The sequence below is a fragment of the Sphaerisporangium sp. NPDC005289 genome (assembly GCF_040607455.1).
Taxonomy (GTDB): Bacteria; Actinomycetota; Actinomycetes; order Streptosporangiales; family Streptosporangiaceae; genus Sphaerisporangium; species Sphaerisporangium rhizosphaerae.
The window spans coordinates 65,523-84,715 of the sequence record NZ_JBEXGS010000033.1; the positions used below are offsets into that span (position 1 = coordinate 65,523).

Below are 19,193 nucleotides of genomic sequence, written 5' to 3' on the forward strand. Positions count from 1 at the left end.
GCGACGCTCCGAGGGAGGGCGGGCCGCAGGCATGGCCACCGGCCCTGGACCGCCCCCCGCTGTCCACCGGATGCCGCTGCCCCAGGAATCGCGGGACGAACATCGGCGGGGGTCTTCGAGTCCTTTTCCGATCTCCGGCGGGCCCGGGAGGCGGCGGCCGCACCACGACCCCCCCGACAAGATTCCCTACGGCATGTGGTCGACTGCCTATAGGGGGATTTGGCATGGGTCCGGGGCACCGATGGCCGGTGAAACGCCGTCTGACGCTGTACGCCGGCGTGGTGGCGGCGGTGCTGTGCGCCCTGCTGGCCGCCGTCATCCTGGTCGCCGTGCACATGACCACCACGGCCTACCTGACCAAGGAGATCATGGGCACGGCGGGGCGGGTGGGCACCGAGGTGGACCGCGGCAACATCCTGGACCCGATCCCGCACGGCCTCATCTACGACATCCAGGTGATCGACCCGGTGGGCAAGGTGGTGGCGGCGTCCAAGGAGATGGAGGGCAAGCCGCCGATGGCGGACCTGCACCTGCGGGACGGCCGGAGCGGGGTCACCGCGACCGTGTGCGACGGCCCGGCCTTCGCACGCGATGAGTGCTCCATCGTGGTCGGGGAGCAGGTGTTCCTCGCGGGGCGGGTCTGGACGATCTACACCGCCGCCCCGGTGGTCCCTCCGCTGACCCATCCGCTGGTGGCCGCCTCCGTGATCGGGGGCGCGCTGCTGCTGACCGCGGGGATCGCCTACGGCACCCACCGCGCGGTGTCGGCGTCGCTGTCCTCGGTGGACGCCATCCGGACGGAGCTGGACGAGATCAACGCCGACTGCCCGGGACGGCGGGTGCCGACCCCGGACAGTGAGGACGAGCTGCGCGACCTGGCCGAGAGCGTCAACCTCACCCTGGGGCGGCTGCAGTCGGCGATGGAGCAGCAGCGCCGCCTGGCCTCTGACGCCTCCCACGACCTGCGCACGCCGATCGCCGCCATACGCGCCGAGGTCGAGGACGCCCTGATGGACACCGATGACCACGACTGGCAGGCGACCAGCCGGGCCGTCCTCAGCGGGCTCGACCGGCTCCAGGCGATCGTGAGCGACCTGTTGACGCTGGCCCGCCTGGACGCCGGCACCCCCGGCGCCAGCGACCGGGTCGACCTGGCGGAGCTGGTGATGAGCGAGATGAAGAGCCGGCACATGCCCAAGCGGCTGGAGCTGGTGCTGGGCGAGGGAGCGGAGGTGGTGGCCGACCGGGTGCGGCTCGCCCGGCTGGTGACCAACCTGGTGGACAACGCCGTGCGGCACGCCGAGACCACGGTCACGGTGAAGGTGCACCGGGGCCCCAGGCCCGGCGGCCCCGGCCACGCCTTCGGCGCCGCGGTGCTGGAGGTGCTGGACGACGGGGGCGGCATCGCGCCCGACAAGCGCGAAGTGGTCTTCCAGCGCTTCACCCGCCTCGACGCCGCGCGCAGCAGGGACACCGGCGGCACCGGTCTCGGGCTTCCCATCGCCCGGCAGATCGCCGAGATGGCCGGGGGCACGCTGACCATCGAGGACAGCGCGCGCGGCGCGCGGTTCGTCCTGTGCCTGCCCCGGGCGCCCTCGCCGGGCGAGGAGCGCCCACCGCCGACGCCCGCCCCGGTGACCGGCACGCAGGATCAGGCCGGCCCGCTCGCGGAGGGGTCGCCGCCGGCCGGATAGGGGGTCACGCCGCCGAGCTCGCCGGGCAGGCGGGCGAGCGAGGCGCGGACGGAGCGCTCGGCCGCCGCCAGGTCGTCGCCGGCGCCGACCATCAGGCCGGTGAGCTGGGCCTCGAACACCACGTCCGCGTTGCAGGGATCGATGAGGTACTCGCCCAGCTCCAGCGTGACCAGCCCATGGACGGCGGTCCACAGCAGATGGGCCGCCAGCTCGGCGTCGCCGGCGCGGAAGCGGCCGGCCTCGATGCACCGGGTGGCGCAGCCGACCACCGTGCCCAGGGTGTAGCGGCCGTGCTGGCGGTCCTCGTCGGTGAGCGAGAACCCGGCCGGACGCGCGCCGCCGAACATGACGGCGTACAGGTGAGGGTTGGTCACGGCGTTGCGCCGGTAGGCGCGGCCGAGCAGCGCCATGTCCGCCACGGGGTCGTCGGTGGCCTTGACGTGCGAGAAATAGGCCTCCAGCCGGGCGAACCCCTCGAGCACCATCTCGCGGACCAGGCCGCTCATGCCGCCGAAGTTGGTGTAGACGGTCATCGTCGAGCTGCCCGCCTCCGCGGCGACGCGGCGGGCCGACAGCGCCTGGGGGCCCTCGCCGGCGAGCAGGCCGGCGGCGATGTCGACGAGGGCGGTGCGCGTCTGGGGGTCGGTTCGGCGTGGACTCATCTTGACAGTATGGCATAACGGCGTTATTTTTTTCATAACGCTGTTATGCCAGCCGTCTTCCCGGAGGTTCCGATATGACCGTCGCCGAGCACAGCGCCGCCGTCGCGGCGTCCGGTCGCGGGCCGCACGACGCGTCGCTGACCGTCGACGGGGCCCTTCCCTCCGGCCTGGAGGGCGCCCTGGTGTGCACCTCGGCCCACCCGGCGGACGGCGCCGTCCCCGCCTCCCGGTCGCCGCTGGTGTACGGCGTGCGACTGTCCGGCGGCGCCGCCCGCCGGCTGACCCTCCCCTCCCCCGCCCCTGGGGCCGGTACCGCCGTCCCCGGCGCGGGGGCCGCCGCCCCGGGGGCGCAGGTCGCCGCCCCGGTCCGCGACCACGCCGGCGGCGCGTGGCACACCGTGGCCGTGCGCCCCGGGTCCGACATCGCCGAGCACCTGGTCCTCGGGCCGGAGGGCGGCGTGCGCGACGTGCGGCCGTTCGCGCTCCCCGGCGCGCCGCTCGTGCACGCCGTGGCGGTCACCGAGCGGTTCGTCGTGGTGTTCGACCTTCCGGTCACCCACCACCGCGCCGCCGCGATGATGGGCTCCGGCTCGCCCTACCGCTGGCGGCCGGGCCGCCCCGCCCGCATCGGCCTGCTGCGGCGGGACGCCTGGGACCCCTCCGGGCCGATCTGGTTCCCGATCGACCCCTGCTACGTGTTCGAGGCCGTGAACGCCTACGACGACCGAGGACGGGGAGTGGTGGTGGACGTCGTCCGTCACGAGCGCGCCTTCGACACCCCCTGGTGGGACCGCGACCGCGACGCCGGGCCCGCGTCGGTCCACCGCTGGACGCTGGACCTCGCCACCGGCACGGCCTCGGGGCGCACGTTGATCGCCTCGGCGGCGGAGGCGTCGGCCGACCCGCGGCGCGCCGGGCTGCGGCACCAGCTGGTGTTCGCACGCGCGGCGGGCGGGCAGGCGGTCATCGGGCTGGACCTGGCGGCCGGCGTCACGCAGGTGCGCGAGCTCGGACCGGGCCGGCGCGCCGGGCGGCCGGTCTTCGTGCCGCGTCCCGGCGCCCTGGAAGGGGACGGCTGGGTCATGGTGCTCGCCCGCGACCTGGCCCGCCGCCGCGGCGAGCTGCTGGTGCTCGACGCCCACAACCTGACCGGCCCTCCCCAGGCGGTGGTCCACCTGCCGGACGCCCCGCCCGACGCCGGCCACATCGCCTGGGCCGGCGAAGGGCGCTGACCCGCCACGGCGGACGGCGCGCGCGGCACCAGGCCGTGGGTTCACCCACTCGGCAAGGCCCTCCGCGCCGTTCAAGCGGCCACCCGGCGAGCGACCATCACCGACAACTAGAGTCGTATTGACAAATTAATCTTTCGGTGGCATCGTGATGCTCCGAGCGGCCGCCATCGCCTGACGACCCGCTCGCTCACCAACACACCAGACGGCGCGCCCGTGGGCGCCGAGGACGAGGAGCTCCCGATGCCGCACGAGTTCGAGCTGCGCAAGCAGGTGACGCTGCAGGCGACCCCCGAGCAGGTGTGGGAGGCGATCGCCACCGGCCCCGGCGCCGACTCCTGGTTCATGGGACGCAACGAGATCGAGCCGCGTGTCGGCGGATCCGCCCGGCAGTACTTCGGCGACTTCCCGCCCTCCGAGGCCACCGTCACCGCGTGGGAGCCGGCCCGGCGCTTCGCCTTCCGCAGCCCCGAGAGCCCCGAAGGGCTCTTCATGGCCTTCGAGTACCTCATCGAGGGGCGCGGGCAGGGCACCACCGTCCTGCGCCTGGTGCAGAGCGGCGTCCTCGGCGACGACTGGGAGAGCGAGTACGACGCCCTCCGGCGCGGCTGGGACCTGTACCTGCACAGCCTCGGCCAGTACCTCGCCCACTTCCCCGGCCGCACGGCCACGGTCGTCTTCGGGGCGCGCCCGTCCGCGGGCGGCGCCGAGCCCGCGTGGGAGGTCCTCGAGCGCGGCCTCGGGCTGGCCGGCCCGGTCTCCGCGGGCGACCGCGTGCGGCTGACCCCCGAAGGGCTGCCGCCGGTCGAAGGGGTCGCCGACTACGTCGCCCCGGGCTTCCTCGGCGTGCGCACCGGCGACGCGCTCTACCGCTTCATCCTCGGCATGCACGACACGCTCGTCATCGGCCACCACCTGTTCGCGCCGGCGGACGCCGAAGAGAGCGAGCACGCCTGGCAGGCCTGGCTCGGCAAACTGGCCTGAACGCCGGCCCGAACGCCTGGGCTCCGCCGGCAGGCGAGGGCCGCCCGGCGCGCGACGCGGCCGGGCGGGGCGGAGCCCGGCCGCCGGGCGGGACGTGACCGCCACGTCCCGTCCGGCGGACTCCACGCCCCGGCGCCGGCCGTCCCCCAGACGGGGTGCGAGGCCGGCCCACGGCGGGCGCTCAGGCGAACGCCTGGGCCAGCCAGGACTTCCACGCCTGCTCGGTCGCCTCGACGTCGGCGCCCTCGGTGAAGCCGTGCTGCTCCACCACGACCGTGTCGCGGTAGCCGTGCATGAACGTGTAGAGCGCGTCGCCGGTGCAGACGCTGGGGATGCTCGGGTACTCGGTGCTCTCGACCACCCCGTCCGCGGGCGGCAGCCCCGGCACCGTCAGGCGCACCGGCGTGCCCGCGGCGACCTCGCCCGCCACGCCCAGCGCGCTCTTGAACGCCGTCCACACCTGCTCGTGCCCGGGCACCTGGGGGCCGGGGACCAGCAAGGCGAAGGTCGAGGTGCGCCCGGGGAAGTGCTTGAGGTAGGCGGCGAGCTTGCGCATGTACATGCCGTCGCCCTTCTTCAGCGCGTCGTACTGGGCCTCCCAGTCGTCGCCGAGGAAGCCGCTGTGCACCAGCCGCAGCACGGTGCTGCCCCGCTCGCGGCCCTCGATGAGGTAGTCGAAGGCCATGAAGGTGCCGTCGGGGTTCTGCTCGCTCTGGTAGGTGAACCGCTTGCCGGGCTCCCACGCGGTGACCGTGGCGTTCGTGGTGTGCCCCATCAGGCTGTGGCGCACGGTGTTGCCCACGCCCGGCTCGACCTCGTTGCGCCCCATGAACCAGGAGTCGATGCCCGGCCCGGTGGCGATGGCCTCCCAGACCTCCTCGGGCGTCGCGTCGAGCGCGATCTCCTCGCGCACCTCGAATTCGTGCCGCATGCCGCTCACTGCTCCTTGGTCGCGTCCTTGGTCGCGGTCGGGGTGGCGCCGGTCTCGCCGGTCTCGCCGGGGCCGCCTGTCTCGACGGGGTCACGGGTGATGCTCGGGTGGACGGCCACGATGACCCGGTGGTCGCGCCCGCCCGCGGCCCCCTCGTCGTGGTACTTGCCCACCAGCGTGGTGACCGCCTCGGCCAGCTCGCGGGCGAACGCGGCGCGGTCGGCGGCCGAGGCGAAGCGGATCTCGCCGTCAATGGCGAAGGTCGCGACCTTCTGGCGCGCCTTGGCCGCCCCGGTGATCAGCTGCCCGACGTCGCGCACCAGCCGCGAGGCCACCGCCAGCAGCCACCGCGCCGACAGCTGGTCGGGCGCGCGGGAGGGATCGGGCTGCACCGCGGCGAGCGCGACCGGCGAGATGACGTAGGAGGCGGCGGTGGCGCGCATCACGCGCTCGGTCACGTTGCCCTTGCGCCGCTCTTCGACCAGCTCGACCAGCCCGTACCGCTCAAGGGTCTTGAGGTGGTAGTTCACCTTCTGCCGCGGCAGGCCGACCTTGGCCGCCAGCATGGTGGCCGACCCGGGGACGGCCAGCTCGGCCAGCAGACGGGCCCGCACCGGATCGAGCGAGACCTCGGCCGCCGCCGGATCCTCGATGACCGCCACATCCAACATGCCGCAACACTCCCAGCGACCAGATTCGCCCGTCAAGGCGGCCCCGCCCCGTCCCGGAGCGGCGTGCCGTCCCCATGGGACCGTCCCCAGAAGCGTAGTCCCGCCCCCGCCGCGAAGGCCCGCCGGGACGAGCCCGCGACGCCATGATCACCTCGCGCCGGCCGGCGCGGGGGCTCTGCTAGGTTCTTGCCGTGGACCGGGGCATCGTCAGGCGCGCCCGCGTGGCCATCGCCGTGACCTTCGCGGTGCACGGCGCGGTGTCCGGCTCTTTCGCCACCCGCATCCCCTGGCTGCAGGAGCATCTGGGCGCCGGTCCCGGAGAGCTCGGGCTCGTCCTGCTCGCTCCGGCCGTCGGCTCGCTGGTCACGATGCCCATGGTGGGGCGGTTCGCCCACCGCGTCGGGGTCCGGCCCGCCACCCGCCTGCTGATCGCCCTGTGGTGCGTCATGCTCGCCCTGCCGGCGCTCGCGCCGGGTCTGGCCCTGCTGTGGGTCACCCTGCTGGTGTACGGCGCGGTCGCGGGCATGTGCGACGTGGTGATGAACGCGCAGGGCATCGAGGTCGAGCAGCGGCTGGGCCGTTCGATCATGCCCGGCCTGCACGGGATGTGGAGCGTCGGCGGGCTCGCGGGCGGCGCGGTGGGGGTGGCGGCGGCGCACGCCGGAGTGGACGCCCGCGTCCACCTCGCCGCGATGGCCGCGGTGCTGCTGGTCGTGGGCGCGGCGGCCGGATCATGGCTGCTGGACGTGCGCGCCCCGACGGGTCAGGACGCCCCGGCGCGGTTCGTGCTGCCGTCCCGGCCCCTGCTCGTGCTGGGGGCGGTCGGCTTCTGCGCGGTCTTCGGGGAGGCGGCGGCCCAGGACTGGTGCGCGGTCTACCTTCGGCAGGTCACCGGCACCTCCCCCGGCGTCGCGGCGTTCGCCTACACCGGGTTCGCCTTCACCATGGCCGCGGGGCGACTGGGCGGGGACCTGGTGGTACGCCGCGTCGGCCCGGTCGTCTCGGTGCGCCTCAGCGGGCTGCTCGCCACGGCGGGCGGGGTGCTGGTCGTGGCGGCGCGCACCCCGCCGCCCGCCATCGCCGGGTTCATGCTGATCGGGCTCGGGGTGGCCGTGGTGGTGCCGCTGGTGTTCGCGGCGGCCGGCAACGCAGGGCGCACGCCCAGCGAGGGCGTCGCCGGGGTCGCCACGATCAGCTACAGCTCGGGCTTCGTCGCGCCGAGCATGATCGGCGGGGTGGCGTCCGTCACCAGCCTGCCGATCTCCTTCGTCCTGGTGACCGTGGCGATGGCCGCGGTGCTCCTGGGCGCCGGCTCACTGGCTCGGCGCCCGCCCGCCGAGAACACCGACCGCGCCGCCGCCTGAGCGGCCCGCGCGCCGGGCGCCACGCCGGCGGGGCCGGGACGCGGTGGGGCGGTCAGCCGGCGGGGTGCTCCTCGATGGCGACACGGTCGGGATAGAAGGCGAGGTGGCCCTCGATTTCGGCGACGGCCGGGTAGGGGGTCTCGTAGGTCCAGATGGCGTTGACGCCCTTCTCACCGCCTTCGGCGAGGCTGTAGTAGGAGGCGTCGCCCTTGTAGGGACAGTAGGTGGCGTGGTCGGTGCGCTCGAGCCGCCCCATGTCGACGTCCTCGCGCGGGATGTACTGCACCGGCGGGTAGTCGGCCTCGCGCAGGGTCAGGGCGTCACGGGTGTCGGCCAGCACGCGCCCGCCCGCCGACACCACGACGCGGCCGGGAGTGCGCTCGACGGTGATGGGGTGGTCGGGGCCTGGTGTCAGCACCGGCTTGTCGGCCATGGTCGTCTCTTCTCCGTTGGGCCGTGCCGGCGACCGGCCGTCGGGCCGCTCGGGGAAGCCGGGCGCGAAGGGCGGTGACCGGCCCCGTCTCCGGTCGTCCGTCCCATTCTCACCGCCCCGCCGACCACCGTGTACCACCGGCCGTCCCCGCCGGGGCCGGTGCGCCGTGCCGGCGCCGCCAGGGCCGGAGCCGGGCGGCAGCGGCCGGAACCGCCGGATCCGCGCCAGAGTCGCCGGATTCGCCGGCGCCGAGTCGCACGGCGGGCTCAGGAGCCGCCGACGGGACCGGGCCGGACGGGCGGACCAGGCGTCGCCGCGGCGAAGGTGGACAGGAACTCCTGGAGCGCGCGGCCGAACTCGGCGGGCGCCTCCAGGTTCGGCATGTGCGCGGCGCCCTCGATCACCGCCAGCGTCGAGCGCGGGATGCGGCGGTGCATGAACTCGGCGTCGGCGACCGGGGTGAACTCGTCGTGGCGTCCCACCACGACCAGCGCGGGCACCGCGACGGCGGCGAGCATGGCACTGTAGTCGGGACGCTCGGCCCGGCCGCGCAGCGCCGCGGCCGCGCCCTCGGCGGGCGCGTCCCGCATCATCCGCAGCACGTGGGCGGCGACCTCGGGCATCGTCGCTATCGTGGAGGGGGCCACCATCTTGGGCAGCACCTCCTCGGCGTAGGGGCGCATGCCCTCGGCGAGGAGGCGGTCGGCCATGGCGTTGCGCGTCCTCCTGCCCTCCTCGGTCTCCCCTTGGGCGAAGGTGTCGGCCAGGACGAGCCCGCGCACGCGGCCGGGGAACAGCCGGTGGAACTCCAGCACGATCTGGCCGCCCATGGACAACCCGCCGATGACGGCCTCGCCCACCCCCAGGTGGTCCAGCAGGGCGGCGATGTCCCGGGCGAAGACCGCGAGCGGCGTGATGCCGGGGACGACGGTGCTGCCGCCGTAGCCGCGCAGGTCGGGGACGATGACCCGCCATGCCGGGCCGGCGAGGCCGGCGACCTGCGGCGCCCACATCGACCGGTCGAACGGGTGTCCGTGGACCAGCACCAGTGGCGCCCCTTCGCCCTCGTCGTCGTAGGCGACGGTGATCCCGTTGACCTCGGCCGTCGTCCCCATCGCTGCTCCCCTCCCACGGCGCCCGTGACGTCCGGGCCTGGCCGCGATGCTAGGCGGGACACGTCAATCGGTGCAATAGGCTAAATTGCCCTCGGTGCAATGTTGACTTCGTATCGATAGGGGTCCGATGGACGACTACCGGGTGATCGCCGACGCCGTGGCCGCCGACATCGCCGCCGGCCGGCTGCGCCCGGGCGACCGGCTGCCGCCCCAGCGGCTCTTCGCGCGGCGGCGCGGCATCGCCGCCTCCACCGCCGGCCGGGTGTACCAGGAGCTCGCCAAGCGGGGCCTGGTCGCCGGCGAGGTGGGCCGCGGGACGTTCGTGCGCGCCCCGGGCCGCTCCCCCGGCAGCGCCCTGGTCGAGCCGGGCGGGTCGCGCGTGGACCTGGAGCTCAACTATCCGATGGTGCCCGGGCAGCCGGCCCTGCTGGCCGGAAGCCTGGGCGGCATGCTGCGCCCGGACGTGCTCGGCTCGGCGCTGCGCCCGATGCCCGCACAAGGGACGGCCGCGGCCCGGGACGCGGCCGCCGGGTTGCTGGCCCGGGGCGGCTGGCGGCCCGACCCCGCCCGCGTGCTGTTCGCCGCCGGCGGGCGGCAGGCGATCGCCGCGGCGATCGCCGCGCTGGTGCCGCCGGGGGCGCGGCTCGGCGTCGAGGCCCTCACCTACCCGATGGTCAAGACGATCGCCGCCCGGCTCGGCGTCACCCTGGTCCCGCTGGCCTGCGACGAGAAGGGGCTGGTCCCGGAGGCGCTGGCCGCCGCCCACCGCGGCGCCCCGCTGCGCGCGGTGTACCTCCAGCCGACGCTGCACAACCCGTTGTCGTCGACCATGCCCGCCCAGCGGCGCCAGGAACTGGCCGAGACGCTCGGCGACCTCGGGCTGCACGCCATCGAGGACGCCGTCTGGGCGTTCCTGCACGCCGGTGACCAGCCGCCCCTCGCGGCGCTGGCCCCCGAGCGCACGATTTTGCTCGACAGCCTGTCCAAGCGGCTGGCCCCGGGGCTGACGGCCGGCTTCGCGGTCACCCCCGCCGGCCTGGCGGCGCCGATGGCCGCCGCCCTGCGGTCGGGGGCCTGGACGGCGACGGGTTTCGCGCTGGAGGCCGCCGCCCGCTGGACCATCGACGGCACCGTCGACGCCGTCGTGCGGGCCAAGCGCGAGGACGCCGCGGCCCGCCAGCGCCTGGCCGCCCGCGCCCTCGCGGGGTTCGCCGTGCGCGCCGACCCCCACGGCTACTACTGCTGGTGGGAGCTGCCGCGGCCCTGGCACGCCGAGACCTTCGTCGCCGCCGCCGCGCGCCGGGGCATCGCGGTCACCCCGGCCGCGTCCTTCGCCGCGGGGCCGCACGGCGCGCCGCCCGCCGTCCGCGTCGGCCTGGCCTCACCGCCGCCGGAGGTGCTGGAAGGCGCCCTGGAGGAACTGGCGGCCCTTGGGCGGAGCTCCCCCGAGGACGCCCTCACCGACTGAGCCGCCGGGGGCTTTACCGTCCTTTGACACCGGCGTCCCGGCTGGCTAGCGTGAACGATCGGCCACGGACGACAGCGGCTTCGAGCAGGCGTCCATGTGCAGGGCGCCGGCGGTCCCGGCGCCCACCCGGTGGGCAGACCGCCCGAAAGGAACGCGATGTCCTCCGCTCCCCTCCACGCCGCCGAGGTGCACCACAGCCATAGGGACGTGACCGGCGGCTGGCTGCGGCCGGCGGTGTTCGGCGTCATGGACGGGCTGGTGTCCAACGCCTCGCTCATCGCCGGGGTCGTGGGCGGCGGCGCCGGGGTGCACACCGTCACGATCGCCGGCCTCGCGGGCCTGGTCTCCGGCGCCTTCTCCATGGCCACCGGCGAGTACACCTCCGTTCGTTCGCAGACCGAGATGACGCTCGCGGAGATCGACGTCGAGCGCCGGGAGATCGCCCGGAACCCCGAAGCCGAGGAGCGCGAGCTCGCGGCGCTGTACGAGTCCCGCGGACTCTCCCCTGACCTGGCCCGCGAGGTGGCCCGCCAGCTGCACCGGCACGACGAGGTCGCCTGGCGGGTGCACGCCCGCGAGGAGCTCGGCGTCGACCCCGACGACCTTCCCTCGCCGTGGAAGGCGGCCGGGTCCTCCTTCCTGGCCTTCGCGCTCGGCGCGCTGGTGCCGTTGCTGCCGTTCCTGTTCGGCGTCGGCTCGGTGGCCGTGGCGGTGGCGCTCACCGCGGTGGCGCTGTTCGCCACCGGAGCGCTGGTCGCGCGGCTCACCAGCCGCTCGCCGCTGTTCGGCGGCGCCAGGCAGCTCGCGCTCGGCGCGGCGGCGGCCGCGGTCACCTTCGGCGTCGGCCATCTCGTCGGCACGGTGGTCTCCTGAGCGGCGGCCGTGACCAGGCAGTCGCCGCTCGGGAAGGTGGCGCATGCCGGAGTCGTGGGGACTCCGGGGTGGCCCCGGGAGCACTCTGGGGTGACTCGCACCCCCTATGACCGGCCAATCTTTCGTCATCACCCCCGATTCCCGTCTATTGTTTCGACGTGCCGATGAACGAAAACGACCTGCGAAGCGCCCTGCCGGCTCTCCGGCCCGACCGCTCGGTCCTCGTCCTCGCCCCTCCCGGGGATGAGCCCGGCCACTGGGTCGGGGCCCCGAGCTCCGTCCACAGCGATGGCGTCTTCTACCTCGCCTACCGCCTCCGGCGGCCGATCGGCGAGGGACGCGGCTACGCGGTCCGCGTCGCGCGGTCCCTGGACGGCGAGCGGTTCGAGCCGATCTACACCATCACCCGCGAGGAGGCCGACACCGAGTCCCTGGAGCGTCCCGCGCTCGTGCGCACGCCCGAGGGCCGGTGGCGGCTCTACATCAGCTGCGCCACCCACGGCACCAAGCACTGGCGCGTCGAGGTGATGGAGGCCGCCGACCCGTCGGCGTTCGACGCCGCCCAGCGCAAGGTCGTGCTGCCCGGCGACCCCAAGACCGCGGTCAAGGACCCGGTGATCCTCCACCACGACGGCCAGTGGCACCTGTGGGCCTCCTGCCATCCCCTGTCGGACCCGGGCGAGGAGGACCAGATGGTCACCGACTACGCCACCAGCGCCGACGGCCTGGAGTGGACCTGGGAGGGCACGGCGCTCAGCGGCCGTCCGGGCTGCTGGGACGCGCGGGGCGCCCGAGTGACCTCGGTGCTGCACGCCGGCGGCACCGTCCTGGCCACCTACGACGGACGGGCCACCGCGGCGGAGAACTACGAGGAGCGCACGGGGCTGGCCATCGGCGCCTACTCCACGCTGGCCCCGGTGGGCACCGAGCCCATCGCGGAGTCCCCCTACGGCGGGCTGCGCTACCTGGACATCCTGCCGCTGCCCGACGGACGGCGGCGCGTGTACTACGAGATCACCAGGGAAGACGGCTCGCACGAGCTGCGCACCGAGCTGCACTGACCCCACTGCACCGACCTCATTGCACCGACCTCGCGGCGGGGCCGCACCCGGCCCCGCACCGCCCGCGGGGCCCGCACAGCGGCCGGTCACGGCGTCAGGGGACACGCGCGCCGGCCGGTGGCGGCGTCCCGCCGGGGGGCGCGGGCTCAGTGCACGCGCCGGCCGGTGATGGGGTCCCGCCGGAGGCGCGGGCTCAGTGCACGCGCGGGCGTCCGTTGCGCGCCTGCCCCTGGCCGGGGGGCCGGTCGCCCATCAGCCCGCCCGAGCGGTCACGGGGCCGCAGCCAGTCGCCGAACTCCTCCCCCGTGACCTCCTCCAGCAGCGCGATGTCGTCCCGGAACCCGGGGATGAGCGCCTGGCGCTGCTCCCAGCTCAACGGGCGGCGCGGACGGCCGCTGTCCTGCAGCGTCTTCTCCAGCGGCTCGGTCAGCCGGGCCGCCAGCGAGCCCGGCAGATGGCGTCCCAGCGTCGCGCCGGCGCGCATCAGCCGCGACAGCGCCCGGTGGCGCAGCGTCGGATCGGGATGGGCGGTCACGTTCTCGCGGGGCACCTCGGCGACCAGCCCCGGCTCGACGCCGAGGAACAGGCAGATGCGGTCGAGGGTCGCCGCCGGCTCGTCCACCAGGTCGCGGTAGCGGAACACCAGGACGTTCTCCCGCGGGAACAGGCCGAACAGGTGCTCCAGCTGCTCGCCGTACCGGCCGAGCGCCACGTAGTGCCAGAACGCCGACCATCCGGCGGCGATGCGGCGCTCCTCCTCGGCGCAGGCACGCACGACGTCGCCGACCGGCTCCAGGCCGGCCGACCACAGGTGGGTCCAGTTGGAGTGGGCGCGCTCGACGGGATCGCGCAGCACGACGATCAGCCGGGCCTCGGGGAGCAGCGCGTGGATGCGCCGCTGCGCCTGCCGGTCGTACAGGTAGAAGGGGGTGGACTCCCCCTTGAGCGCGCCCGGCGGGGCCGGGTCGAACAGCGCCTCGTAGTCCGTCCTGCGCCAGACGTGCTCTTTGAAGGTCTGGGCGTCTCCGGGCCCGCCCCGATCGGGCGGCGGCCCGTCGGTGAGGAAGAACTTGGGCTCTTTGACGGCGGACATGAAGATCCCCGGATGCCGCGCGAGCGCGGCGTGCAGAGCCGTGGTGCCCGACTTGGGGGCTCCGATCACCAGGAAGTCCGGTAGGGCCACGCGATCTCCTTGGTCAGATCACACCATCGAGCATCATACCCCCCTTAATGACTAGGAAATAGGGATTTAAACGTCGCATGCCAGATCCCTGCCCGATGATCTCCCGGCGGGACGGACGATCTCCCCGGCGCGGGCCGGGGAAGGCGGTGCCATGTCACACCCTCCGCGCAGAGCGCAAGCGGGGATACCGGGCCTTTGACGATCGGGTTCGTCCAGTGAACGCTGTAGAGCGCCCCGGCACGCTGGCAGAAGATCACTAGCGCCACGGTGGCCCGAACAGCGGAACGCCATGGTTTCGCAGGGGATCAGGCCAGGTCGATCACGCCATGTCGGTGGCGGCTTCGCTCGCGGCGCAGAAGCGGCGTGTCAGCGCTCCAGCGGTATCCGTCTCCTACTCGCGCCTGATTGATCGGGGTCGGTCGGTCGACTTAGGCACGTCGAGTCCGTGGCTGTTGTGCGCCTCCTGATACGACCGGTTCTCACGAACGAGGACTTCGATCCGGTCGATGTGGGCTTCGAGGACGGTTAGGAAAGCTTCGACGATCTGGGGATCGAAGCCGTTCCCGGCATCGCGTCTCAGCTCTGCCGCCGCCTCACGGATGGTTCGCGGAGAGCGGTAAGGGCGGGCGGTCGTCATGGAATCGAAGGCGTCGGCGACGGCGATGACTCGGGACACCTCGGGGATCTCGTCGCCTGCCAGGCCGAGCGGGTAGCCACGGCCGTCGAACCTTTCATGGTGGTGGAGGATCCCTGCAAGGGTTTCAGCCACGAGAAGCTTGCGGGCCACACCTTCAGGAGCGCTGTCGAAGAATTCTGGCAGGTCTCGGACGATGCGCATGCCGCGGACGGCGTGCAGTTGGATAAGAGTGAACTCCTCTTGGGTGAGGGCACCGGGCTTGTGAAGCACGGTGGCGGGGATGGTGAGCTTGCCGATGTCGTGAAACAGCCCGCCCAGACGCGCGGCCTCCAACCGGGTGGAGCGCATCCCCACCTCGTGACCGATGAGCACGACCAGATGGGAGATACGCTCACTGTGCCGACGGGTGTGGGGGTCTTTGACCTCCATGGCGGCCATCAGCACCTCTTCCAGATCACTGGCAGAGATGGCGGTTCTTGGCCGGATCCTTCCCACGATTCGCCGCAACACCGATCGCTGATGGGGCGTAGAGAAGGGGTTGGCCGAACCCTTCAAGTAGGCGGCGTTCAGAATGGCACGGTGGGCACGGACCTCTGCGGCGCGCTGACAGAGGCTGAGCGGTGGAGCATCATCGACAGGCTGTGCGAGCAGTTCGGCGAGAATTCCGTCAGCATCGCCGTGCTCCGTGCCCGCTGCCATGCGCAACAGGGGTTCGGCAGCGTCGACGTCCCCTCGGTCCAGCGCGGCCAGGCCCTGGTCGTAGGCCGCGATCTCGATGTCGATCTGTTCGGCCATACTCCGGATACGTCGCGCCTCGCCGGGATCACTGTCGATCTTCTGCATGGCTGCGGCGAAATCCCGCAGCGCGGTCTCGTCGCTTGTGTTGTGCAGGTCAACAGAGATGGCCATGCGTCTGATCAGTTCATCGATGGTCATCGTCTTCTCCCCTTCCCGACTCTTGCCGTTCTCCCCGCTCGTCTCGATCGCGGAGAGCTCGGAGGGTCTTCCTGGCGGCGTTAAGCTGCGATTTCACCGTTCCAAGGCTGACTCCGAGGACTTCAGCGGTCTCCACCTCGGTCAGCTCCGCGATGAGGCGGAGAGCAGCAACATTGCGTTGCCGGCGGGGAAGTTGCCTGAACCAGCGGGCGAGGGCATCGGCGACTTCTACTGCCAAGGTCGTGTCGGCAGGATCGGGAACCGCGTTGAGGACGCTCTCGTAATCTTCTCGGTAGCCGCCGCGGTGGATACGGGCGGCGTGCCGATACCACAGACGGATAGCGATCTTGTACAGATATGCCTTGGGCCTGTCGTAGTAAGCGATGGTCGACCATCGCTCCCGGAGGATGAGGAATGCATCCTGGACGATGTCGTCACTGTCGCTCTCGGCGCACCCCTGCGCGATGAGGTAGCGGCGCAACGGCCGACGGTGCTCCAGAAAGAACAGCGTAAGAGCTCTTTCGCTGGAGAGTTCGTCGCGGACCAGTACAGGCCTGGCCGCCTGTCGTGAGGATCCGAAGCCCGACCCCTTCATGACCCGGAATCATCCGTCGCCGACAGCGTTCCCACGCTGCGGCTTTCAGTACAGGTATGGACGTACACGTGTACTGCCTGAACGACAACCCCCTGCTCGCGCCCTCGCATCACCTCGCGAATGAACTCCACACCCGCAACCGCGAACGTGACCAATGTGACTGCCAGCTCAGGACCATCACCTAAGAGCGCCAACATCAGTCACCCCCTCTCCTTGGTCGCTCCGAACCGCTGCTAACCCTTGAAGGCGAGAGAGAGCTCAAAAGTTGGGACCGCCGTCGAGCTACAGTTGAGAATCAGGGAGGCGAGAATTGAACGCCTCCTAACCTCCTTCCTCTGAGTGGACCTGACCACAGTCTCCCAACCTTCGCTCAGTGAACAAGATCACAAAGGGTGCATCGCCCGGAATCCACGGGGTGCGCGGTCACGGACGGACGGTCAGTCCAGGCGGCGGCCCAGGTAGGCGGCCAGGCGGTCGGCAGGGGTCGCGCCGTCGGGCACCGGGCGCTCGGGGGCGAACGAGCCGCCGGGTGTGCGGGGCAGGCCGCCGTAGATCTCCCGCACCGACGGCATGAGCGCCTCGGCGACGTCGGGGACCAGGTCGGCCGGACGGCCGATCGCCCTGGCCAGGTCCCAGCCGTGCACGGTCATCTCGATGAGGACCTGCTCCACCAGCCGCCAGCCCGGTGCGGGCCCGAACCGCTCGGCCAGCATGCCCGGCCGACGGAAGGCGGCCATCGTGGCCTCGGCGGCGGCCCGGAAGGCGGCGACGTGGTCGCCGCCGAGGTGGTCGCCGGCGAAGTCGGAGCGAGGGGCGCCTTCGGCGAGGCCGGCCCACAGCAGGTTCTCCCAGACCAGGTGGTCCAGCAGCGCCCGCACATCCCATCCCTCGCACGGAGTCGGGTCGGCCAGCCTCCCGGGCGGCACGGCGGCGACCAGCTCCCCCACCTTCGCCAGCACACGGGCGCAGTCGCCGACGATCCCCTCCGGACCGGCGTCGCCCGCCGTCCCCGCGGCCGTTTCGGGGCGGTCGCCGGTGATGCCGGGCGCCGCGTCCTGCTCACCGGGCGCGGGGGCCCGACGCTCTTGCCGGAGGAGGGCTGCGATGCGGGCCTCACGGGCGCCGGGCTCGGGATTGGTGCGCAGTGCGGTCGTCAGCCACCGGCCCGCGGCCGCGATGCTCGGCCGCACCGGCAGGCCGTTGATGACGCACATGAGCTGCCAGTACCGCTCCAGGCGAGGGTCGGCCGCGTTCTCCAACTGTTTCAGCAGCATGCGGCGCGCCTTGGCGCCGTCCCGCTCCGGAGTGCCGGGAACGCGGACCTGGGTGGGGAGCCAGGCGGCGACGACGGCGGCCACCACCGGCTCGGCCGCCGGCGAGTCGGCGGCCGAGCCCGCCTCCATGGCGGCGCTCACCTGCCCGACCCACAGATCGGTGACCCGCTCCACCTCCCGCAGATCCTGCTCGTCGTGCTCGCGAAGCGCGTGCCGCGCGGCGTACTCGGCCATGCGCCGCATGCCGGCGGCCAGCGCCGGGTCCTCCAGAAGCTCGCCGAGCTCCAGCCAGGCGTCGATCTGCTCGGGGGTGGGCTCGGGCGGCAGCTCGGGCAGGGCCGCGAGCAGCCCCTCACGATAGCCGGGGGCGTCGGCCTCCCCCACGGCGTCCGCCACGAACTCGCGGACGACGGCGTTGCGCTCGGCGGCGGACAGTCGTGCCAGCCTCGTCATGAGAGTGAGCCTTTCGGTGGCCGTTCTACCGGAGGTGATCGATCGCAGCACCGCCTGCTGCGACCTCAACGTGCGGATCCGGACCTCCAGCGCGTCGGCGTGGACCGCCGCCACCTCGGTCAGATCGCGCTCGCGGGCGACGACGTCCCTGATCGCGGCCATGCCCAGCCCGAGATCGCGCAGCGCGCGCGCCAGTTCGAGCCGGGCGACCGCGTCGGGGGCGTAGAGCCGGTACCGGGCCGCCGTGCGGTCCGCCGGCGGCACCACACCGATGTCGGACCAGTGGCGGATCAGCTTCACCGGCATCCCGGTGCGCTCCGCCAGCTCTCCGATGCTCAGCAACCTCTCGTCATCGCCACGCACCGGACCACCTTCGGGTCTCCCACAGTGGGAGAGTCAAGCCTCAGGCCGTGGTCGTCTCGCGGTGCCGGTTCAGCCGCTCGTGGTAGTCGGCGTCGCGCGGGCCGTGGGGGTCGGCGTGGACGGTCGCCGCGCGAAGGCGCGCCACCTGGTGGATGAGCCGGTGCTCGGCCTCGACGGCGACCGCGTGCGACTCCACGAGCGACAGGTCGTGGTCCACCTGGATCTCCACCTCGGCCCGCAGCGTGTGGCCGATCCACCGCAGCCGGACGGCGCCGACCCCCCGCACGCCCGGGGTCTGCGACAGGACGCGTTCGGCCTGGTCGAGCAGGGCGGGATCGACGGCGTCCATGAGACGGTGGTAGATCTCCCGGGCCGCGTTCCGCAGCACCAGGGCGATCGCCAGGGTGATCAGCAGGCCGATGACCGGGTCGGCGATGGGGTAGCCGAGCGCCGCGCCGCCCGCGCCCAGCAGCACGGCCAGGGAGGTGAAGCCGTCGGTGCGCGCGTGCAGGCCGTCGGCGACCAGGGCGGCCGAGCCGATCTCGCGGCCCACCCGGATGCGGTAGCGGGCCACCCACTCGTTGCCCAGGAAGCCGACCAGCCCCGCGCCCGCGACCCAGCCGAGCTGGCGGACCTCCTGCGGGTCGAGCAGGCGCTGGATCGCCTCGTAGCCGGCCAGCACCGCCGAGGCGGCGATGATGACGACGATCACCAGGCCGGCGAGGTCCTCGGCCTTGCCGTAGCCGTAGGTGAACCTGCGGGTCGCCGCCCGCCGTCCGAGCCAGAACGCGATGCCGAGCGGGACGGCGGTCAGGGCGTCGGCGAAGTTGTGCAGGGTGTCGCCGAGCAGCGCCACCGAGCCGGAGAAGACGACGATCACCGCCTGCACGACGGCCGTGACCGCCAGGATCGCGAAGGACAGCCCGAGCACGCGGATGCCCCGGCTGCTGGACTCCAGCGCGGTGTCGGTCTTGTCGGCGCTGTCGTGGCTGTGCGGAGTGACCAGATGAGCCCCGAAAGCCACCAGCCGCCCGAGAAGCCCCTGCCTACCCCCGCCATGTCCATGTCCGTGCCCATGCCCGGGCTCATGCCCGTGTCCGTGCTCATCCTGCTCCGCGTTCGCAGGCTCTTCCGCGTGCCCGTGCTCATGGCCGTGCTGAGTGCCCTGCTCAGTGCCCTGCTCAGTGCCCTGCTCAGTGCCCTGCTCAGTGCCCTGCTCAGTGCCCTGCTCAGTGCCCTGCTCAGTGCCCTGCTCAGTGCCCTGCTC

18 protein-coding genes are annotated in these 19,193 nt (G+C 73.1%); 8 read left to right on the plus strand and 10 right to left on the minus strand.

What is annotated here, in order from left to right:
- Window positions 1–248 precede the first annotated feature (248 nt).
- A complete protein-coding gene (locus ABZT47_RS36970; protein ID WP_354852662.1) occupies window positions 249–1,694 on the plus strand; it encodes a HAMP domain-containing sensor histidine kinase in 1,446 nt (481 codons plus the stop codon).
- Here the strand turns inward: ABZT47_RS36970 and ABZT47_RS36975 are convergent.
- The gene (locus tag ABZT47_RS36975) at window positions 1,652–2,356 is read right to left on the minus strand and encodes a WHG domain-containing protein (protein WP_354852664.1); all 705 of its coding nucleotides are present in this window, start codon (window positions 2,354–2,356) and stop codon (window positions 1,652–1,654) included. The two genes, ABZT47_RS36970 and ABZT47_RS36975, sit on opposite strands and share 43 nt — an antisense overlap.
- Before the next feature lie 74 nt (window positions 2,357–2,430).
- On the opposite strand from ABZT47_RS36975, the gene ABZT47_RS36980 reads away from it, so the two are divergent.
- On the plus strand, window positions 2,431–3,588 hold the full coding sequence (locus tag ABZT47_RS36980) for a carotenoid oxygenase family protein (RefSeq protein WP_354852666.1): 1,158 nt from the start codon (window positions 2,431–2,433) through the stop codon (window positions 3,586–3,588).
- Between the two features lie 240 nt (window positions 3,589–3,828).
- Complete coding sequence (locus ABZT47_RS36985) at window positions 3,829–4,569, plus strand: SRPBCC domain-containing protein (RefSeq protein WP_354852668.1); 741 nt, start codon at window positions 3,829–3,831, stop codon at window positions 4,567–4,569.
- 181 nt (window positions 4,570–4,750) lie between these two features.
- On the opposite strand, the gene ABZT47_RS36990 is transcribed toward ABZT47_RS36985, so the two are convergent.
- Window positions 4,751–5,500, minus strand: coding sequence for an SRPBCC domain-containing protein (locus ABZT47_RS36990; protein WP_354852670.1), 750 nt, complete (start codon window positions 5,498–5,500; stop codon window positions 4,751–4,753).
- A 5-nt stretch (window positions 5,501–5,505) separates the two neighbouring features.
- Entirely contained in the window at window positions 5,506–6,171 is a 666-nt protein-coding gene (locus ABZT47_RS36995) for a helix-turn-helix domain-containing protein (RefSeq protein WP_354852672.1), read from the minus strand.
- 191 nt (window positions 6,172–6,362) lie between these two features.
- Here ABZT47_RS36995 and ABZT47_RS37000 point away from each other — a divergent pair, with 191 nt between their 5' ends.
- On the plus strand, window positions 6,363–7,535 hold the full coding sequence (locus tag ABZT47_RS37000; RefSeq protein ID WP_354852674.1) for an MFS transporter: 1,173 nt from the start codon (window positions 6,363–6,365) through the stop codon (window positions 7,533–7,535).
- 52 nt (window positions 7,536–7,587) lie between these two features.
- Here the strand turns inward: ABZT47_RS37000 and ABZT47_RS37005 are convergent, their stop codons facing one another.
- Both ABZT47_RS37005 and ABZT47_RS37010 read right to left on the minus strand, forming a co-directional pair.
- Window positions 7,588–7,968, minus strand: a complete 381-nt coding sequence (locus ABZT47_RS37005) for a DUF427 domain-containing protein (protein ID WP_354852676.1) — start codon at window positions 7,966–7,968, stop codon at window positions 7,588–7,590.
- A gap of 266 nt (window positions 7,969–8,234) precedes the next feature.
- Window positions 8,235–9,083, minus strand: coding sequence for an alpha/beta hydrolase (locus tag ABZT47_RS37010; RefSeq protein WP_354852678.1), 849 nt, complete (start codon window positions 9,081–9,083; stop codon window positions 8,235–8,237).
- A 127-nt stretch (window positions 9,084–9,210) separates the two neighbouring features.
- Between ABZT47_RS37010 and ABZT47_RS37015 the strand changes: the two genes are divergently transcribed.
- From ABZT47_RS37015 to ABZT47_RS37025, 3 genes are all read left to right on the plus strand, one after another.
- A complete protein-coding gene (locus tag ABZT47_RS37015; RefSeq protein WP_354852680.1) occupies window positions 9,211–10,551 on the plus strand; it encodes a PLP-dependent aminotransferase family protein in 1,341 nt (446 codons plus the stop codon).
- Window positions 10,552–10,707: 156 nt separating this feature from the next.
- The gene (locus ABZT47_RS37020; RefSeq protein ID WP_354852682.1) at window positions 10,708–11,424 is read left to right on the plus strand and encodes a VIT1/CCC1 transporter family protein; all 717 of its coding nucleotides are present in this window, start codon (window positions 10,708–10,710) and stop codon (window positions 11,422–11,424) included.
- 164 nt (window positions 11,425–11,588) lie between these two features.
- On the plus strand, window positions 11,589–12,485 hold the full coding sequence (locus tag ABZT47_RS37025) for a hypothetical protein (RefSeq protein ID WP_354852715.1): 897 nt from the start codon (window positions 11,589–11,591) through the stop codon (window positions 12,483–12,485).
- Between the two features lie 193 nt (window positions 12,486–12,678).
- Here the strand turns inward: ABZT47_RS37025 and ABZT47_RS37030 are convergent, their stop codons facing one another.
- The 5 genes from ABZT47_RS37030 to ABZT47_RS37050 all read right to left on the minus strand — a co-directional run bounded on the left by ABZT47_RS37030 (window position 12,679) and on the right by ABZT47_RS37050 (window position 18,950).
- On the minus strand, window positions 12,679–13,668 hold the full coding sequence (locus tag ABZT47_RS37030; protein WP_354852684.1) for a sulfotransferase: 990 nt from the start codon (window positions 13,666–13,668) through the stop codon (window positions 12,679–12,681).
- 391 nt (window positions 13,669–14,059) lie between these two features.
- A complete protein-coding gene (locus ABZT47_RS37035) occupies window positions 14,060–15,241 on the minus strand; it encodes an HD domain-containing phosphohydrolase (protein WP_354852686.1) in 1,182 nt (393 codons plus the stop codon).
- Complete coding sequence (locus ABZT47_RS37040; RefSeq protein ID WP_354852687.1) at window positions 15,228–15,836, minus strand: sigma-70 family RNA polymerase sigma factor; 609 nt, start codon at window positions 15,834–15,836, stop codon at window positions 15,228–15,230. The genes ABZT47_RS37035 and ABZT47_RS37040 overlap by 14 nt, the downstream gene beginning before the upstream one ends.
- Before the next feature lie 437 nt (window positions 15,837–16,273).
- Window positions 16,274–17,926 (minus strand): TIGR03086 family metal-binding protein, encoded by a 1,653-nt coding sequence (locus ABZT47_RS37045; RefSeq protein ID WP_354852689.1) that lies wholly within the window; start codon window positions 17,924–17,926, stop codon window positions 16,274–16,276.
- 40 nt (window positions 17,927–17,966) lie between these two features.
- The gene (locus ABZT47_RS37050; RefSeq protein WP_354852691.1) at window positions 17,967–18,950 is read right to left on the minus strand and encodes a cation diffusion facilitator family transporter; all 984 of its coding nucleotides are present in this window, start codon (window positions 18,948–18,950) and stop codon (window positions 17,967–17,969) included.
- On the opposite strand from ABZT47_RS37050, the gene ABZT47_RS37055 reads away from it, so the two are divergent.
- Window positions 18,933–19,193 (plus strand): hypothetical protein (locus ABZT47_RS37055; RefSeq protein WP_354852693.1); only part of this gene is annotated, 261 nt, incomplete at its 3' end. The two genes, ABZT47_RS37050 and ABZT47_RS37055, sit on opposite strands and share 18 nt — an antisense overlap.

Coding starts and splice junctions, on each gene's coding strand:
- ABZT47_RS36975 (WP_354852664.1), bottom strand. CDS start 2,356: ATGAGTCCACGCCGAACCGACCCCCAGACGCGCACCGCCCTCGTCGAC.
- ABZT47_RS36980 (WP_354852666.1), top strand. CDS start 2,431: ATGACCGTCGCCGAGCACAGCGCCGCCGTCGCGGCGTCCGGTCGCGGG.
- ABZT47_RS36985 (WP_354852668.1), top strand. CDS start 3,829: ATGCCGCACGAGTTCGAGCTGCGCAAGCAGGTGACGCTGCAGGCGACC.
- ABZT47_RS36990 (WP_354852670.1), bottom strand. CDS start 5,500: ATGCGGCACGAATTCGAGGTGCGCGAGGAGATCGCGCTCGACGCGACG.
- ABZT47_RS36995 (WP_354852672.1), bottom strand. CDS start 6,171: ATGTTGGATGTGGCGGTCATCGAGGATCCGGCGGCGGCCGAGGTCTCG.
- ABZT47_RS37005 (WP_354852676.1), bottom strand. CDS start 7,968: ATGGCCGACAAGCCGGTGCTGACACCAGGCCCCGACCACCCCATCACC.
- ABZT47_RS37010 (WP_354852678.1), bottom strand. CDS start 9,083: ATGGGGACGACGGCCGAGGTCAACGGGATCACCGTCGCCTACGACGAC.
- ABZT47_RS37015 (WP_354852680.1), top strand. CDS start 9,211: ATGGACGACTACCGGGTGATCGCCGACGCCGTGGCCGCCGACATCGCC.
- ABZT47_RS37020 (WP_354852682.1), top strand. CDS start 10,708: ATGTCCTCCGCTCCCCTCCACGCCGCCGAGGTGCACCACAGCCATAGG.
- ABZT47_RS37025 (WP_354852715.1), top strand. CDS start 11,589: ATGAACGAAAACGACCTGCGAAGCGCCCTGCCGGCTCTCCGGCCCGAC.
- ABZT47_RS37035 (WP_354852686.1), bottom strand. CDS start 15,241: ATGACCATCGATGAACTGATCAGACGCATGGCCATCTCTGTTGACCTG.
- ABZT47_RS37040 (WP_354852687.1), bottom strand. CDS start 15,836: ATGAAGGGGTCGGGCTTCGGATCCTCACGACAGGCGGCCAGGCCTGTA.